This is a genomic window from Hahella ganghwensis DSM 17046, from assembly GCF_000376785.1.
Classification (GTDB): domain Bacteria; phylum Pseudomonadota; class Gammaproteobacteria; order Pseudomonadales; family Oleiphilaceae; genus Hahella; species Hahella ganghwensis.
This window is the reverse complement of the sequence record NZ_AQXX01000056.1, coordinates 1-15,522: the sequence shown is the minus strand read 5'-3', so window position 1 is coordinate 15,522 and position 15,522 is coordinate 1. Positions and strand designations below refer to the sequence as shown.

Below are 15,522 nucleotides of genomic sequence, written 5' to 3'. Positions count from 1 at the left end.
TCGCACCTATCGCCATGGAAGAAGGTCTGCGCTTCGCGATTCGCGAAGGTGGCCGTACCGTAGGTGCTGGTGTTGTAGCTAAGATCTTCGAGTAACCTTTCTGTTTTAAGGTAGGCCAGTAGCTCAATTGGCAGAGCGGCGGTCTCCAAAACCGCAGGTTGGGGGTTCGATTCCCTCCTGGCCTGCCACCTTATTTGGTCTGGTTATATTATGTCCTCTAATGTAGAGAAAACTTCAGGCGCGGTCGATAAGCTTAAGTGGCTTATCGTATTCGCGCTTATTGCGGCTGGGGTGATTGGCAATTCTTTTTATGCTGATCAGTCTCTCCTGAATCGCGTCCTTGGTTTGGTTGCTTTGGGCGCTGTTGCCGCATTCGTGGCTGCCCAGACTGTAAAAGGGCAGTCTTTCTTGGTTTTATTGAAAGAAGCTCGACTGGAAATTCGGAAGGTTGTATGGCCGACCAGGCCTGAGCTAACCCAGACCACGCTGATAGTAGTCGCCTTTGTACTATTCGTAGCTCTGTTGTTATGGCTTATTGACTCGCTGATTAGTTGGTTGGTTTCTGGCTTTATTGGTTAGGAGAAGCCTTTTGTCTAAGAAATGGTATGTCGTCCAGGCGTATTCGGGCTATGAGAAGCACGTAATGCGTTCTTTAAAGGAGCGTATCGCTTTAAAGGGGATGGAGTCTCAGTTTGGTGAGGTTCTTGTTCCTACTGAAGAAGTTGTAGAAATGAAAGAGGGTAAGAAGCGCAAAAGTGAGCGCAAGTTTTACCCTGGCTATGTACTTGTTCAGATGGATATGAATGACGATACCTGGCACTTGGTGAAGTCTACTACCCGAGTACTTGGCTTCATTGGTGGAACCCCAGATCGCCCTGCGCCGATCAGTGATAAAGAAGCTGAGGCAATTTTGCGACGCGTTGAAAGTGGAGCAGACAAGCCGAAGCCGAAGACTTTGTTTGAAGCCGGAGAGGTGGTTCGTGTTGTCGATGGGCCATTTGCCGATTTTAATGGTGTTGTTGAAGAAGTTGATTATGAGAAAAGTCGCGTAAAAGTGGCTGTGCTTATATTCGGGCGTTCAACACCAGTTGACTTAGAGTTTAGCCAGGTAGAAAAAGACTAGCTGGTTGAAAATAGGGCTCGCTACATAATATGTGGCGGGCTTTTTGTGTCTGCATGGGGAGCACATAGTGCGTTAATACCCACTAGGAGGAAATAATGGCTAAGAAAGTTCAAGCCTATATCAAATTGCAGGTTAAAGCCGGTCAGGCTAACCCGAGTCCCCCTGTTGGTCCTGCTTTGGGTCAACATGGTGTAAATATCATGGAGTTTTGTAAAGCCTTTAATGCTCAAACTCAGAATATTGAGCCAGGCTTGCCAACTCCTGTTGTCATTACAGTATACAGTGATCGCAGTTTCACATTCATTACCAAGACGCCGCCTGCTTCTGTGCTGCTAAAGAAAGCTGCAGGAATCAAGAGCGGATCTGGACGTCCTAATACTGAAAAGGTGGGCACCGTTAAGCGTGAGCAATTGGAAGAAATTGCCAATCTTAAAATGCCTGATCTCTCAGCAGGTTCATTGGACGCAGCAGTACGCACCATCGCTGGCACAGCCAGAAGTATGGGCTTGAATGTGGAGGAGTAAGTCGTGGCTAAGTTAACTAAGCGTCAAAAGACGATTCGCGAAAAAGTTGAAGCAGGTAAGGCTTATTCTGTTGAAGAGGCTGTAGGGATTCTGGCAGAACTCTCCAAATCAGTTAAGTTCAAAGAGTCTGTAGATGTGTCTGTTAATTTGGGTGTTGATGCACGTAAATCAGACCAAGTAGTGCGCGGCTCAACTGTATTGCCTAAAGGTACTGGTAAATCTGTACGTGTGGCTGTATTCACTCAGGGCGCGAACGTAGAAAAAGCGCAGGCAGCAGGTGCAGATATCGTTGGGATGGATGATCTGGCTGAAGAAGTTAAGAAAGGTAATCTGAACTTCGACGTGGTTATCGCTACTCCAGATGCAATGCGCGTTGTAGGTCAGTTGGGGCAAATTCTCGGTCCACGTGGTCTGATGCCTAACCCTAAAGTTGGCACTGTAACCCCAGATGTAGAGACTGCTGTTAAAAACGCTAAAGCAGGTCAGGTTCGTTATCGTACTGATAAGAACGGAATTATCCATTCTCCTTTGGGGAATGTGGAATTCGCTTCTGACGATATCAAGCAAAACCTGGAAGCTCTGTTGGCTGACCTTAAAAAGGCGAAGCCTGCATCAGCTAAAGGTGTATATCTGAAGAAAGTAACTATTTCTTCAACAATGGGTCCAGGCCTGTTGATTGATCAGTCAACTATTTCTGTTTAAGAGGTAGTTGTGAAAGGTTTTGGTAGTCTTTCGGCGGAAGCCGTGGGCTGTCAAAGACCGCAGGTCCCATAGCGGTTTGGTTAACTCAAACCGCTATGGGTTAAACGTCCTGCGCAGACGGCTAAGCAGTATTGCGAAAAGCCGTAAACGTCTCTTTTGAGATAAATGCGACTAACCGGGAAACCGGTGTAAATAGGAGAAATCCGGTGGCAATTAGACTTGAAGACAAAAAAGCTATTGTCGCTGAGGTCAATGAGACTGCCAGTAATGCCTTGTCTTTGGTGATTGCTGACTATCGCGGCGTAACCTCCAATGGAATGAGCGACCTGCGTGCTAAAGCGCGTGGTGAAAACGTTTCATTGAGAGTAGTGCGTAACACTCTGGCAAAACGTGCTGTAGAAGGTACTGAGTATGAGTGTGTTCGCGAAGTGTTGGTGGGGCCAACAATCCTGGCGTTTTCAATGGAAGATCCTGGAGCAGCGGCACGCTTGCTGAAGGATTACGCCAAAGGAAACGACAAGTTTGAAATCAAGGCACTTGCTGTAGGTGGAGATTTGCTCGGCGCAGATCAGATTGATCGTCTGGCTAAGCTCCCGACAAGGGATCAGGCTCTGGCGATGCTGATGAGTGTCATGCAGGCGCCAATCACCAAGCTTGCACGTACTTTGAACGAAGTACCTTCAAAAGTTACTCGTGCAGTAGCGGCGGTCCGCGATCAAAAGCAAAATGCGGCATAACGGTAGCAATTTAATAGGCTTTTAGGAGAAATAAAATGGCTCTGTCTAAAGACGATATCCTTAATGCAATTGCTGAAATGAGTGTAATGGATGTAGTTGCACTTGTTGAAGCTATGGAAGAAAAATTTGGTGTTTCCGCTGCAGCAGCTGTTGCAGTAGCACCTGCGGCTGCTGGCGGTGAAGCTGCAGCAGCTGAAGAGAAGACTGAATTCGACCTGGTATTGAACTCTGCTGGTGACAAGAAAGTTAATGTCATCAAAGTTGTTCGTGGTATCACTGGTCTTGGTCTTAAAGAAGCTAAAGAGCTGGTTGATGGCGCTCCTTCTACCATCAAAGAAGCTCTGGGCAAAGACGACGCAGAGAAAGCTAAGAAAGAACTTGAAGAAGCCGGTGCTTCGGTTGAACTCAAGTAATCTTTTGATTGCTTTAAGCTGCTAAAGCAGGGATTCGGCTGGCGTTTTAGGACGTCAGCCGTTTTCCGTTGTGTAAGCTAAATCTTTTTTTCAAAAATTTCGTACAATCTGAGACAAGTAGTCCCTATTGTCGAAATCCTTCGAGCGCACCAGAGTCAGTTTGCATAAAGCTGGGGAATATCGATGACATACTCCTATACCGAAAAAAGACGAATTCGCAAAGATTTCGGAAAACTTCCAGCAGTAATGGATGTACCGTACTTACTATCCATACAGCTAGACTCCTATCACGATTTTTTACAACAGAGCGTGTCTCATGAAGACCGCCAGGACGTTGGTTTACATGCGGCGTTTAAATCGGTATTTCCAATTGTCAGTTTCTCCGGCAATGCTGCATTAGAGTATGTTAGCTATCGTTTGGGTACGCCTGTTTTTGATGTGGCTGAATGTCAATTACGTGGTGTGACTTATGCTGCACCATTGCGTGTTAAGGTTCGGCTGATCATCTACGATAAGGAATCCTCAACTAAAGCAATCAAGGATATCAAAGAGCAAGAAGTATACATGGGTGAAGTGCCGCTGATGACAGAAAACGGCACATTCGTGATCAATGGTACGGAGCGGGTTATTGTATCTCAGCTACATCGCTCTCCCGGTGTTTTCTTTGATCATGATAAAGGTAAAACCCATTCTTCAGGAAAGCTGTTGTATTCTGCTCGAATCATTCCTTACCGTGGTTCATGGCTGGATTTTGAGTTCGATCCTAAAGATGCGGTATTTGTTCGTATCGACCGTCGTCGTAAGCTTCCAGCTACAATTTTGCTGCGTGCGTTAGGCTATACCGCAGAGCAAATGCTCGAAATGTTTTTTGAAAACAGTCACTTCGATATTGAAGGTGAAGACTGCTATTTGGATCTTGTCCCCAGTCGTCTGCGGGGAGATATCGCCACCTTTGAAATCAAAGATGACGATGGAAATGTCATTGTTGAAGAAGCAAGACGTATTACTGCCCGTCACATCCGTCAGATGGAGAAGGCAGGAATGGAGCGTCTGCGGGTTCCCAAGGATTACATGAAGGGCAAAGTGATCGCCCGTAATGTTGTGGATCCAAAAACAGGTGAGATCGTTGTTGAATGTAACACCGAAATTACTGATGAGATTCTTGAAAAGCTCGACAAGCTAGAAGTTACTAGGGTTGAGACACTTTATACGAATGACCTGGATTGCGGGCCATTCGTTTCGGATACCCTGAGAATTGATTCTACCCGCAGCCAGTTGGAGGCATTGGTAGAAATCTATCGGATGATGCGTCCGGGCGAACCGCCAACGAAAGAGTCAGCAGAAAATCTGTTTAACAACCTGTTTTTCACTGAAGAGCGTTATGACCTTTCCGCTGTCGGGCGTATGAAGTTTAACCGCCGTCTGGGACGTGAAGAAATTCTCGGAGAGGGGGTTCTCAGTCACGAAGACATCATTGATGTGCTAAGGACTTTGATCGATATACGGAATGGTAAGGGTACCGTCGACGATATCGATCACTTGGGTAACCGTCGGGTTCGTTCTGTTGGTGAGATGGCAGAGAATCAGTTCCGCGTTGGTTTGGTTCGTGTAGAGCGTGCTGTTAAAGAACGTTTGAGTATGGCTGAATCCGAAGGGTTGATGCCTCAAGATCTTATTAATGCCAAACCTGTTGCTGCGGCTGTAAAAGAGTTCTTTGGTTCAAGTCAGCTTTCACAATTTATGGATCAGAACAACCCGCTCTCAGAAGTGACTCACAAACGTCGCGTGTCTGCTTTGGGGCCCGGTGGTTTGACTCGTGAAAGAGCAGGTTTTGAAGTACGGGACGTACATCCGACCCATTATGGCCGTGTGTGTCCAATCGAGACTCCTGAGGGTCCAAACATCGGTTTGATTAACTCTCTGGCGACCTATGCTCGCACAAATTCCTACGGATTCCTGGAAAGTCCATACAGAAGAGTTGTTGATGGTCTTGTAACAGAAGAAATCGAGTATCTGTCTGCAATCGAAGAGAGTGAATATGTAATCGCCCAGGCTAGCGCACTGGTTGATGAAAGTAATCATCTGGTTGACGAGCTGGTAACTGTTCGTCATAAGAACGAATTTACGGTGATGCCTCCAGAGAAAGTAAATTTCATGGACGTTTCACCTCGCCAGGTGGTTTCTGTGGCAGCTTCTTTGATCCCATTCCTGGAGCATGATGATGCTAACCGGGCACTGATGGGGTCAAACATGCAACGTCAGGCTGTTCCGACCCTCAAGGCTGAGAAGCCTCTTGTTGGCACAGGGATGGAGCGCTATGTTGCCCAGGATTCTGGTGTCTGTGTTGTAGCTAAGCGTGGCGGAGCGATTGTTAGCGTTGATGCCGCAAGGATTGTTGTTAAGGTTAGTGATGATGAGACGGAAGCAGGTGATGCTGGTGTCGATATCTATAACTTGACCAAATACACTCGATCGAATCAGAACACCTGTATTAATCAGCGTTCTCTAGTGAAGGAAGGGGATATTATCGCTCGGGGTGACATCCTGGCTGACGGCCCATCTGTTGATATGGGTGAGCTGGCCTTGGGGCAGAACATGCGTATCGCATTTATGCCTTGGAACGGATACAACTTTGAGGATTCCATCCTCGTTTCAGAGCGTGTCGTTCAGGAAGATCGGTTCACTACCATTCATATTCAGGAGCTTACTTGTGTGGCTCGTGATACTAAGCTTGGGCCTGAAGAGGTTACAGCTGATATCCCGAATGTCGGTGAAAGTGCTCTGTCCAAGTTGGATGATTCAGGGATCATCTACATCGGTGCGGAAGTTGAGCCTGGAGATATTCTGGTAGGTAAGGTGACACCTAAAGGTGAAACGCAGTTGACTCCAGAAGAGAAGCTTCTGCGTGCCATCTTTGGAGAGAAGGCATCTGATGTAAAAGATACTTCTTTGCGCGTTTCTACCGGTATGCGGGGAACAGTTATTGATGTTCAGGTGTTCACTCGTGATGGTGTGGAAAAAGATCAGCGAGCAAAAGAAATTGAACTGGCTGAACTGAACAAGTACCGCAAAGATCTTAACGATGAGTATCGCATCGTTGAGGGCGCGACTTTCGAGCGTTTGCGTAATGCTCTGAATGGTCAGCAGGTGATCAGCGGTCCGGGTCTTAAGAAAGGCGACGAGCTAACAGAAGTGCATTTGAACGCTTTCGAAAAGGAAGAGTGGTTCAAGCTTAAAATGTCTGACGAAACTCTGAATGAGCTTCTGGAAAAGGCTGAAGTTCAGCTGCAGGAACGTCGTAAGAGCATAGAAGAGCGCTTTGAGGATAAAAAGCGCAAGCTGCAGTCCGGTGACGATCTGGCTCCTGGTGTTCTTAAAATCGTTAAGGTTTATGTTGCTGTTAAACGTCGTATCCAGCCAGGTGATAAAATGGCTGGACGTCACGGAAATAAAGGTGTTATCTCTGCGATTAAGCCGATTGAAGATATGCCTTACGATGAGAGTGGTAATCCGGTCGATATCGTATTGAATCCACTAGGTGTACCTTCGCGGATGAACGTCGGTCAGGTTCTTGAAACTCACCTTGGTGCGGCTGCAAAAGGTTTGGGTCATAAAATCAATCGGATGATTGAGGCTCAGCAGAAAGCAGCAGATATTCGCAAGTTCCTGCATGAGGTATATAACGGTGTTGGCGGTCGTACAGAGGATCTGGATTCTCTGAACGATGCTGAGATTATGGAGCTGGCTGGTAACCTCTGCGGAGGTGTTCCAATGGCGACGGCCGTATTTGATGGTGCGAAAGAAAGCGAAATCAAAGACATGTTGCGTTTGGCGGATATGGATGACAGTGGTCAGATCGACCTTTATGACGGACGAACAGGTGATCGTTTCGAGCGTCAAGTGACGGTAGGCTACATGTATATGCTCAAGCTTAACCACTTGGTCGACGATAAGATGCATGCTCGTTCAACCGGTTCATACAGTCTTGTTACTCAGCAACCTCTGGGTGGTAAAGCACAGTTCGGTGGTCAGCGTTTTGGTGAGATGGAGGTTTGGGCCCTCGAAGCTTACGGTGCGGCCTACACCTTGCAGGAAATGCTGACTGTGAAATCGGATGATGTGAACGGACGTACGAAGATGTACAAGAACATCGTCGATGGTGATCACCGTATGGAGCCGGGAATGCCGGAGTCCTTTAACGTATTGGTTAAAGAAATTCGCTCTTTGGGTATTGATATCGAGCTTGAGACTAATTGAAGTCTCGGGCTTGAAAGTCAATCGAAATGAAAAGAGCTGCAGACTGGGTGCTGCAAAACCGATTTAAGATGGGCGGTGTATCCGCCCTGGGACGCATCAGAGGCCTTAGCCAATGAAAGATTTGCTGAATTTATTAAAGAATCAAAATTACGCTCACGAATTTGACTCAATTCGTATCGGTCTGGCATCTCCCGATATGATTCGTTCCTGGTCTTATGGTGAAGTTAAAAAACCTGAGACCATTAACTACAGAACCTTCAAGCCTGAGCGTGATGGTCTGTTTTGCGCCAAAATTTTTGGACCAATCAAAGACTATGAGTGCTTATGCGGCAAATATAAGCGCCTTAAGCATCGTGGTGTCATTTGTGAGAAGTGTGGTGTAGAAGTTGCGCCAGCTAATGTTCGCAGGGAGCGCATGGGGCATATTGAACTTGCTTCTCCCGTTGCTCACATCTGGTTCCTGAAGTCATTGCCTTCACGTATCGGTCTGTTGCTGGACATGACACTGCGCGATATCGAGCGAGTGTTATATTTTGAATCATTCATTGTTATTGATCCTGGAATGACTACGCTTGAACGCGGTCAGCTTCTCTCTGACGAGCAGTATTACGAGGCTCTGGAAGAATTCGGGGACGAGTTTGACGCTCGTATGGGGGCTGAAGCAGTCCAGGCGTTACTGGCAGATCTCGAGCTAGAGGAAGAAATCAATCGCCTTCGCGAGGAAATTCCTAATACTAACTCGGAAACCAAAATTAAGAAGCTTTCCAAACGCTTGAAGTTAATGGAAGCATTTGCGGATTCTGGAAACAATCCAGACTGGATGGTGCTGACTGTTTTGCCGGTTCTGCCACCAGATCTACGTCCTTTAGTACCTCTGGACGGTGGGAGATTTGCGACCAGTGATTTGAATGACCTTTATCGTCGGGTGATTAACCGTAACAACCGTTTGAAGCGTCTTCTGGAGTTGAATGCTCCAGATATCATTGTGCGCAATGAAAAGCGGATGCTTCAGGAATCTGTTGATGCCTTGTTGGATAATGGTCGTCGTGGCCGTGCAATTACTGGCTCAAATAAGCGTCCACTAAAATCGCTGGCTGACATGATCAAAGGTAAGCAGGGGCGTTTTCGTCAAAACCTGCTTGGTAAGCGTGTTGATTATTCGGGCCGTTCGGTAATCGTTGTTGGCCCTACCTTGCGTTTGCATCAGTGTGGTCTGCCTAAGAAAATGGCCCTTGAACTGTTTAAGCCGTTCATTTTCTCCAAGTTGGAGCACCGTGGTCTGGCAACAACCATTAAAGCGGCCAAGAAAATGGTGGAGCGCGAAGAGGCAGTTGTCTGGGATATTCTAGACGAGGTCATTCGAGAACACCCAGTTATGCTCAACCGGGCACCGACACTTCACCGTCTTGGGATCCAGGCATTTGAACCTGTATTGATCGAAGGTAAAGCTATACAGCTGCATCCGCTGGTATGTACAGCATATAACGCTGACTTCGATGGAGACCAGATGGCTGTACACGTACCTCTTACTCTGGAAGCCCAGCTGGAAGCTCGTGCGTTGATGATGGCGACTAACAATATCCTGTCTCCGGCTAATGGTGATCCGATTATTGTTCCTTCTCAGGATGTTGTGCTTGGTTTGTACTACATGACTCGTGAGCGTATTAATGCGCCAGGCGAAGGAATGGTGTTTACAGACATCAAGGAAGTACAGCGAGCTTATGGTGCGAAGAAGGTACATTTGCAGGCCAGAATTAAAGTTCGCATGGATACCTTGGAGCGTGATGACGAAGGGAAATTGCATGAGAGGTCTGGGCAGGTTGAAACAACTGTCGGTCGTGCATTGCTGAATGAAGTCATGCCTCAGGGCTTGCCTTTCGCCTTGGTTAATCAGCCGATGACGAAAAAAGCGATTTCACGTCTCATTAATGCGTGCTATCGACAGGTTGGGTTAAAGGAAACGGTAATATTCGCTGACCAAATCATGTATACCGGTTTCCATTATGCGACGTTGTCTGGTGCTTCCATTGGGGTGAATGATTTTGTGATCCCTGATGAGAAAGCAAAGATCATCGAAGCTGCAGACAATGAAGTAAAGGAAATCGAGTCTCAGTTTGCTTCTGGTTTGTTAACCCAGGGTGAGAAGTACAACAAAGTTATCGATATATGGTCTCGTGCTAACGATAAAGTCTCCAAAGCAATGATGGATCGTTTGGGGACTGATAAGGTTGTTGACCGTGATGGTAACGAAGTGGATCAGGAATCCTTTAACTCTGTATACATCATGGCTGACTCTGGTGCTCGGGGCTCCGCTGCGCAGATTCGTCAGTTAGCGGGTATGCGGGGGTTGATGGCCAAGCCGGATGGTTCGATCATCGAGACACCGATTACAGCGAACTTCCGTGAGGGATTGAACGTACTTCAGTACTTTATTTCTACTCACGGTGCTCGTAAAGGTCTTGCGGATACTGCATTGAAAACAGCGAACTCGGGATATCTAACTCGTCGCTTGGTGGATGTGGCGCAGGATCTTGTCATTACTGATATTGACTGTGGCACCAGTGAAGGTCTGTTGGTCACACCTCATATCGAGGGTGGTGACGTTGTTGTACCTCTAGGTGACAGGGTTCTTGGTCGAGTCACCGCCAGCGATGTATTTTCAGCTTCTGATAGCGAAACGGTCGTCGTTGAAGCGGGAACTTTGCTGGACGAAGCAACTGTTGAAAAGCTTGAAAAGGCTGGTGTGGACGAAATTCTTGTTCGTTCTCCAATTACTTGTGAAACCAAATATGGTGTTTGCTCAAACTGTTACGGTCGTGACCTTGCTCGTGGACATCGAGTCAACGTTGGTGAGGCTGTAGGTGTTATCGCAGCCCAATCAATTGGTGAGCCTGGTACACAGCTGACCATGCGTACGTTCCACATCGGTGGTGCTGCATCCAGAGCGTCAGCAGTCGACAATATTCAGGTTAAGCATGGAGGAACAGTCCGCCTGCACAATCTGAAGTCGATCGAACGTAAAGATGGAAACTTGGTAGCGGTCTCCAGGTCTTCGGCGCTGGCTGTTGCGGATCAGGCGGGACGTGAGCGTGAATGGTACAAGCTTCCTTACGGTGCTGAGCTGAGTGTTAAACAGGGGCAAGAAGTTGCAGCAGGAGAAGTTGTAGCTAAGTGGGATCCCCACACACACCCGATCATTACAGAGGTGGGCGGAAAAGTTAACTTTGTAGGGATGGAAGAGGGTATAACCATCAAAACTCAGACGGATGAGTTGACTGGTCTCTCTAACATTGAAGTTATTGATCCGAAGGATCGTCCGGCAGCTGGTAAAGATATTCGTCCGATGGTGCAATTGCTTGATAGCGATGGCAAAGAAATGAATTTCCCTGGGACGGATACACCTGTTCAGTACTTCCTGCCGCCAAACTCTCTGCTTAGTTTGAAGAGTGGCGATGTTGCTGAAGTCGGTGATGTTATTGCGCGGATTCCTCAAGAGTCCTCGAAAACGCGTGATATCACTGGTGGTCTGCCTCGGGTTGCTGACTTGTTTGAAGCTCGTAAGCCAAAAGAGCCTTCAATTCTGGCAGAAATCAGTGGGATCGTTTCTTTTGGTAAAGAAACCAAAGGTAAGAAACGTCTTGTTATCACCCCGACAGATAACAGCGATCCGTATGAGATTTTGATTCCTAAATGGCGTCAGCTAAACGTCTTTGAAGGGGAGCAGGTGGAAAAGGGAGAGGTTATCTCTGACGGTCCTTCCAATCCTCATGACATTCTCAGATTGCTTGGGGTTGGTGAGCTTGCAAAGTACATCATCAACGAAATACAAGACGTATACCGACTACAAGGTGTTGTCATCAACGATAAACATATTGAAGTTATCGTGCGTCAGATGATTCGTAAGGTTGATGTAACATCCTCCGGTGATACACCTTTGATTAAGGGTGATCAGGTGGAACTGGTTAAGTTGCTTGAAGAAAACGAACTGGCTGAAACCCAGAGTAAAATGCCGGCGAAAGGAGATCGGGTATTGCTCGGTATCACTAAAGCCTCTTTGGCGACAGAAAGCTTTATATCTGCAGCGTCCTTCCAGGAAACCACCAGAGTTTTGACAGAAGCGGCTGTAACCGGCAAACAAGACCATTTGCGTGGCTTGAAAGAAAACGTTGTTGTTGGACGCCTAATTCCTGCAGGTACCGGGTCGGCATATCACAATGAGCGTCGCCGCAAGCGTTTGCAGAAAGAAGGTGGGGTTAGTGCTGCTGATGTAGTTCAGGCATTAAGTGCTGAGCTGAACAAGTAGCATCATATAGTGCCAAAGCAGCGGATATCGGTGCTTTGGCAATAGATAGCATGCTTTGGGCGGAGTTGTTGCTTTTTTAGGCATATCCTCCTTGACTCAAATAGTGTGCGACATTACACTTGCTGCCCTTGTTTAATAGGGCAGTTTTATTTGTATTACGGAGTAAGCTTGAATGGCAACCATTAATCAGCTGGTACGTAAGCCGCGCAGCCGTAAAGTGGCTAAAAGTGACGTTCCTGCATTGCAGGCATGTCCACAGCGTCGCGGAGTTTGTACTCGCGTTTATACCACTACTCCCAAGAAGCCAAACTCGGCTTTGCGGAAAGTTTGTCGTGTGCGCCTGACCAACGGCTATGAAGTGTCTTCATACATTGGTGGTGAAGGACACAACTTGCAAGAGCACAGCGTTGTTTTGATTCGCGGTGGTCGTGTAAAAGACTTGCCAGGTGTGCGTTACCACACTGTTCGTGGAACTTTGGATACCGCTGGTGTGAATGATCGTAAACAAGGTCGTTCCAAGTACGGTACCAAGCGTCCTAAGTCATAAGTTCATACGCCTTAATAGTCTTTTAGTTGACGGCCTATGGGTCGAAAAGAAGCTGTTTAGGATAAGAGTAAGGCCGGGCTCAGCGTTATAGTTCCGGATTTACCTGAATAACCTTTTATTTGAGGGCTTATCATGCCAAGAAGAAGAGTCGCTGCGAAGCGCGAAATCCTGCCAGATCCAAAGTTTGCAAGTTTGAAGCTTGCTAAGTTTATCAACCACGTCATGGAAAGCGGCAAAAAATCTGTTGCTGAGAAAATCGTATACGGTGCGTTGGATATCGTCTCCCAGAAGGGTGGTAAAGACCCTCTGGAAACATTCGAGCTTGCCCTGGAAAATATCCAGCCACTGGTAGAGGTTAAATCTCGTCGTGTTGGTGGTGCAACCTATCAGGTTCCTGTTGAAGTGCGTCCGTCTCGTCAGCAAGCGCTCTCTATGCGTTGGTTGGTAGAGTACTCCCGTAAGCGTGGGGAAAAATCCATGGCTGCGCGTCTGGCTGCAGAGATGCTAGAGGCGGCAGAGGGTCGTGGCGCAGCGGTTAAGAAGCGTGAAGACGTACACCGCATGGCTGAAGCTAATAAAGCGTTCTCTCACTACCGTTTTTAAATTTGGAGCAATAAACCGTGGCACGTAAAACCCCATTGGCACGGTACCGTAATATCGGTATCTGTGCTCACGTAGATGCAGGTAAAACCACTACTACCGAGCGTGTTTTGTTCTACACAGGTCTTTCTCATAAGATCGGTGAGGTGCATGACGGTGCGGCTACCATGGACTGGATGGAGCAAGAGCAGGAGCGTGGTATCACCATTACTTCAGCGGCAACTACCTGTTTTTGGGCTGGTATGCAGCAGCAGTTCGATCAGCACCGGGTGAATATTATCGATACCCCGGGGCACGTTGACTTTACCATTGAGGTCGAGCGCTCTCTGCGTGTTCTCGATGGTGCTGTCGTTGTTCTTTGTGGTTCTTCTGGTGTTCAGCCGCAGACAGAAACTGTATGGCGTCAAGCTAATAAGTATGAAGTTCCTCGTATGGTCTTTGTAAACAAGATGGATCGTGCGGGAGCTGATTTTGAGCGCGTTGTCTCTCAGTTGAAGGATCGCCTTGGTGCTAACGCTGTGCCGCTTCAGATGACTATTGGGTCTGAAGATGAGTTCAGGGGTGTTGTCGATCTGGTCAAGATGAAAGCTATCATCTGGAATGAAGATGATATGGGGATGACTTTCGAGTATGGGGATATCCCTGCCGAACTTCAGGATAAGTGCGAGAAGATGCGCGAGTACATGGTCGAAGCTGCTGCGGAAGCGACAGAAGAGTTCATGGAAAAATATCTTGAAGAAGGTGATTTGTCTGAAGAAGAAATCAAGCAGGGGATTCGTGCTCGTACTTTGGCGAACGAAATTGTGCCTGTTCTTGGTGGTTCGGCCTTCAAAAACAAGGGTGTTCAGGCTGTTTTGGACGCAGTTATCGAGTACCTGCCAGCGCCTACTGAAGTAAAGGCTATTGAAGGTGTTCTGGATGATGGTGAAACCGTCGCTATCCGTAAATCTTCTGATGATGAGCCATTCTCCGCTCTAGCGTTTAAGATTGCGACAGACCCGTTTGTTGGTACGCTTACTTTTTTCCGTGTTTATTCTGGTGTCCTGAACTCAGGAGACACAGTGTTTAATCCGGTGAAGAGCAAGAAAGAGCGTGTCGGTCGTATGGTGCAGATGCATTCCAGTTCTCGTGAAGAGATCAAGGAAGTTCGCGCTGGCGATATCGCTGCTGGTATCGGTCTTAAGGATGTTACGACTGGTGATACCTTGTGTGATCCTAATAACGTGATCACTCTTGAGCGTATGGAGTTTCCTGAGCCCGTGATATCTGTTGCGGTTGAGCCTAAGTCGAAGGCTGATCAGGAAAAAATGGGTATTGCCCTGGGTAAACTGGCTCAGGAGGATCCTTCATTCCGTGTTAAGACTGACGAAGAAACCGGTCAGACTATTATCTCTGGAATGGGTGAGTTACACCTGGATATTATCGTAGATCGTATGCGTCGCGAGTTTAAGGTAGAGGCTAACATTGGTAAGCCTCAGGTGGCCTACCGCGAAGCTATTCGTAATACTTGCGAAATTGAAGGTAAGTTTGTTCGTCAGTCTGGTGGTCGTGGTCAGTATGGTCATGTGTGGATCAAGTTTGAGCCGCGCCCAGAAGGTGAAGAAGGGCTCGAGTTTGTAAACGAGATTGTGGGAGGTGTTGTTCCTAAGGAGTACATTCCTGCGGTAGGTAAGGGTATCGAGGAGCAGATGCAAAACGGTATTCTTGCTGGCTATCCTCTGCTGGGTCTTAAAGCGACCCTGTACGATGGTTCCTACCATGATGTCGATTCTAACGAAATGGCATTTAAAATCGCCGCCAGCATGGCAACTAAGGCTTTGGCTGGTAAGGGCGGTGCCGTATTGCTTGAACCTGTTATGAAGGTTGAGGTGGTAACTCCTGAAGAAAATATGGGTGACGTGGTTGGGGATCTTAACCGTCGTCGCGGCTTGATTCAGGGTATGGATGAAAGCGTGTCTGGTAAAGTTGTAAATGCAGAGGTTCCTCTGGCAGAAATGTTCGGTTATGCAACTGATCTGCGTTCAGCAACTCAGGGTCGTGCAACATATACTATGGAGTTCTCTAAATATGCAGAGGCGCCAAACAATGTTGCTGAAGCTGTAATCAGTGCACGTGGAAAATAATCCAAATCATTAGTAGTTAAGCTTTTTTCTTAGTTAGAAATAAGAGTAAAGGTAAAGAGGATCTAACTGTGGCAAAAGAAAAATTTGAACGCAGCAAGCCGCACATTAACGTAGGCACCATTGGTCACGTTGACCATGGTAAGACTACTCTGACAGCGGCCCTGACTCGCGTATGTTCTGAAGTTTGGGGTGG

At 47.3% G+C, this 15,522-nt stretch carries 13 protein-coding genes and 1 tRNA gene; all 14 read left to right on the top strand.

Annotated features, from left to right (window positions below; all coding sequences use genetic code 11):
* Window positions 1–95 (top strand): EF-Tu C-terminal domain-related protein (locus tag F566_RS36105; protein ID WP_020405304.1); only part of this gene is annotated, 95 nt, incomplete at its 5' end.
* 17 nt (window positions 96–112) lie between these two features.
* Window positions 113–188 (top strand) — tRNA-Trp (locus F566_RS0101980).
* A gap of 22 nt (window positions 189–210) precedes the next feature.
* The gene (gene secE / locus F566_RS0101975) at window positions 211–579 is read left to right on the top strand and encodes a preprotein translocase subunit SecE (protein WP_020405303.1); all 369 of its coding nucleotides are present in this window, start codon (window positions 211–213) and stop codon (window positions 577–579) included.
* 10 nt (window positions 580–589) lie between these two features.
* Window positions 590–1,123 carry a transcription termination/antitermination protein NusG gene (gene nusG, locus F566_RS0101970; RefSeq protein WP_033415662.1) on the top strand — a complete coding sequence of 178 codons (534 nt, stop codon included), beginning with the start codon at window positions 590–592 and terminating at the stop codon, window positions 1,121–1,123.
* 95 nt (window positions 1,124–1,218) lie between these two features.
* A complete protein-coding gene (rplK, locus tag F566_RS0101965) occupies window positions 1,219–1,647 on the top strand; it encodes a 50S ribosomal protein L11 (protein ID WP_020405301.1) in 429 nt (142 codons plus the stop codon).
* A 3-nt stretch (window positions 1,648–1,650) separates the two neighbouring features.
* A complete protein-coding gene (gene rplA, locus F566_RS0101960) occupies window positions 1,651–2,349 on the top strand; it encodes a 50S ribosomal protein L1 (protein ID WP_020405300.1) in 699 nt (232 codons plus the stop codon).
* A 206-nt stretch (window positions 2,350–2,555) separates the two neighbouring features.
* Complete coding sequence (gene rplJ, locus F566_RS0101955) at window positions 2,556–3,086, top strand: 50S ribosomal protein L10 (protein WP_020405299.1); 531 nt, start codon at window positions 2,556–2,558, stop codon at window positions 3,084–3,086.
* A gap of 35 nt (window positions 3,087–3,121) precedes the next feature.
* Window positions 3,122–3,499 carry a 50S ribosomal protein L7/L12 gene (rplL, locus tag F566_RS0101950; RefSeq protein ID WP_020405298.1) on the top strand — a complete coding sequence of 126 codons (378 nt, stop codon included), beginning with the start codon at window positions 3,122–3,124 and terminating at the stop codon, window positions 3,497–3,499.
* Between the two features lie 183 nt (window positions 3,500–3,682).
* Window positions 3,683–7,756, top strand: coding sequence for a DNA-directed RNA polymerase subunit beta (gene rpoB / locus F566_RS0101945; protein ID WP_020405297.1), 4,074 nt, complete (start codon window positions 3,683–3,685; stop codon window positions 7,754–7,756).
* Window positions 7,757–7,868: 112 nt separating this feature from the next.
* Entirely contained in the window at window positions 7,869–12,059 is a 4,191-nt protein-coding gene (gene rpoC, locus F566_RS0101940; protein ID WP_020405296.1) for a DNA-directed RNA polymerase subunit beta', read from the top strand.
* A gap of 172 nt (window positions 12,060–12,231) precedes the next feature.
* Window positions 12,232–12,606, top strand: a complete 375-nt coding sequence (rpsL, locus tag F566_RS0101935; protein WP_020405295.1) for a 30S ribosomal protein S12 — start codon at window positions 12,232–12,234, stop codon at window positions 12,604–12,606.
* A 132-nt stretch (window positions 12,607–12,738) separates the two neighbouring features.
* The gene (gene rpsG / locus F566_RS0101930) at window positions 12,739–13,209 is read left to right on the top strand and encodes a 30S ribosomal protein S7 (protein ID WP_020405294.1); all 471 of its coding nucleotides are present in this window, start codon (window positions 12,739–12,741) and stop codon (window positions 13,207–13,209) included.
* A 17-nt stretch (window positions 13,210–13,226) separates the two neighbouring features.
* Window positions 13,227–15,329 carry an elongation factor G gene (gene fusA, locus F566_RS0101925; RefSeq protein ID WP_020405293.1) on the top strand — a complete coding sequence of 701 codons (2,103 nt, stop codon included), beginning with the start codon at window positions 13,227–13,229 and terminating at the stop codon, window positions 15,327–15,329.
* Window positions 15,330–15,397: 68 nt separating this feature from the next.
* On the top strand, window positions 15,398–15,522 hold a 125-nt coding region (locus F566_RS36100), incomplete at its 3' end, for a GTP-binding protein (RefSeq protein ID WP_245555104.1).

Coding starts and splice junctions, on each gene's coding strand:
- secE (WP_020405303.1), top strand. CDS start 211: ATGTCCTCTAATGTAGAGAAAACTTCAGGCGCGGTCGATAAGCTTAAG.
- rplK (WP_020405301.1), top strand. CDS start 1,219: ATGGCTAAGAAAGTTCAAGCCTATATCAAATTGCAGGTTAAAGCCGGT.
- rplL (WP_020405298.1), top strand. CDS start 3,122: ATGGCTCTGTCTAAAGACGATATCCTTAATGCAATTGCTGAAATGAGT.
- rpoB (WP_020405297.1), top strand. CDS start 3,683: ATGACATACTCCTATACCGAAAAAAGACGAATTCGCAAAGATTTCGGA.
- rpoC (WP_020405296.1), top strand. CDS start 7,869: ATGAAAGATTTGCTGAATTTATTAAAGAATCAAAATTACGCTCACGAA.
- rpsL (WP_020405295.1), top strand. CDS start 12,232: ATGGCAACCATTAATCAGCTGGTACGTAAGCCGCGCAGCCGTAAAGTG.
- rpsG (WP_020405294.1), top strand. CDS start 12,739: ATGCCAAGAAGAAGAGTCGCTGCGAAGCGCGAAATCCTGCCAGATCCA.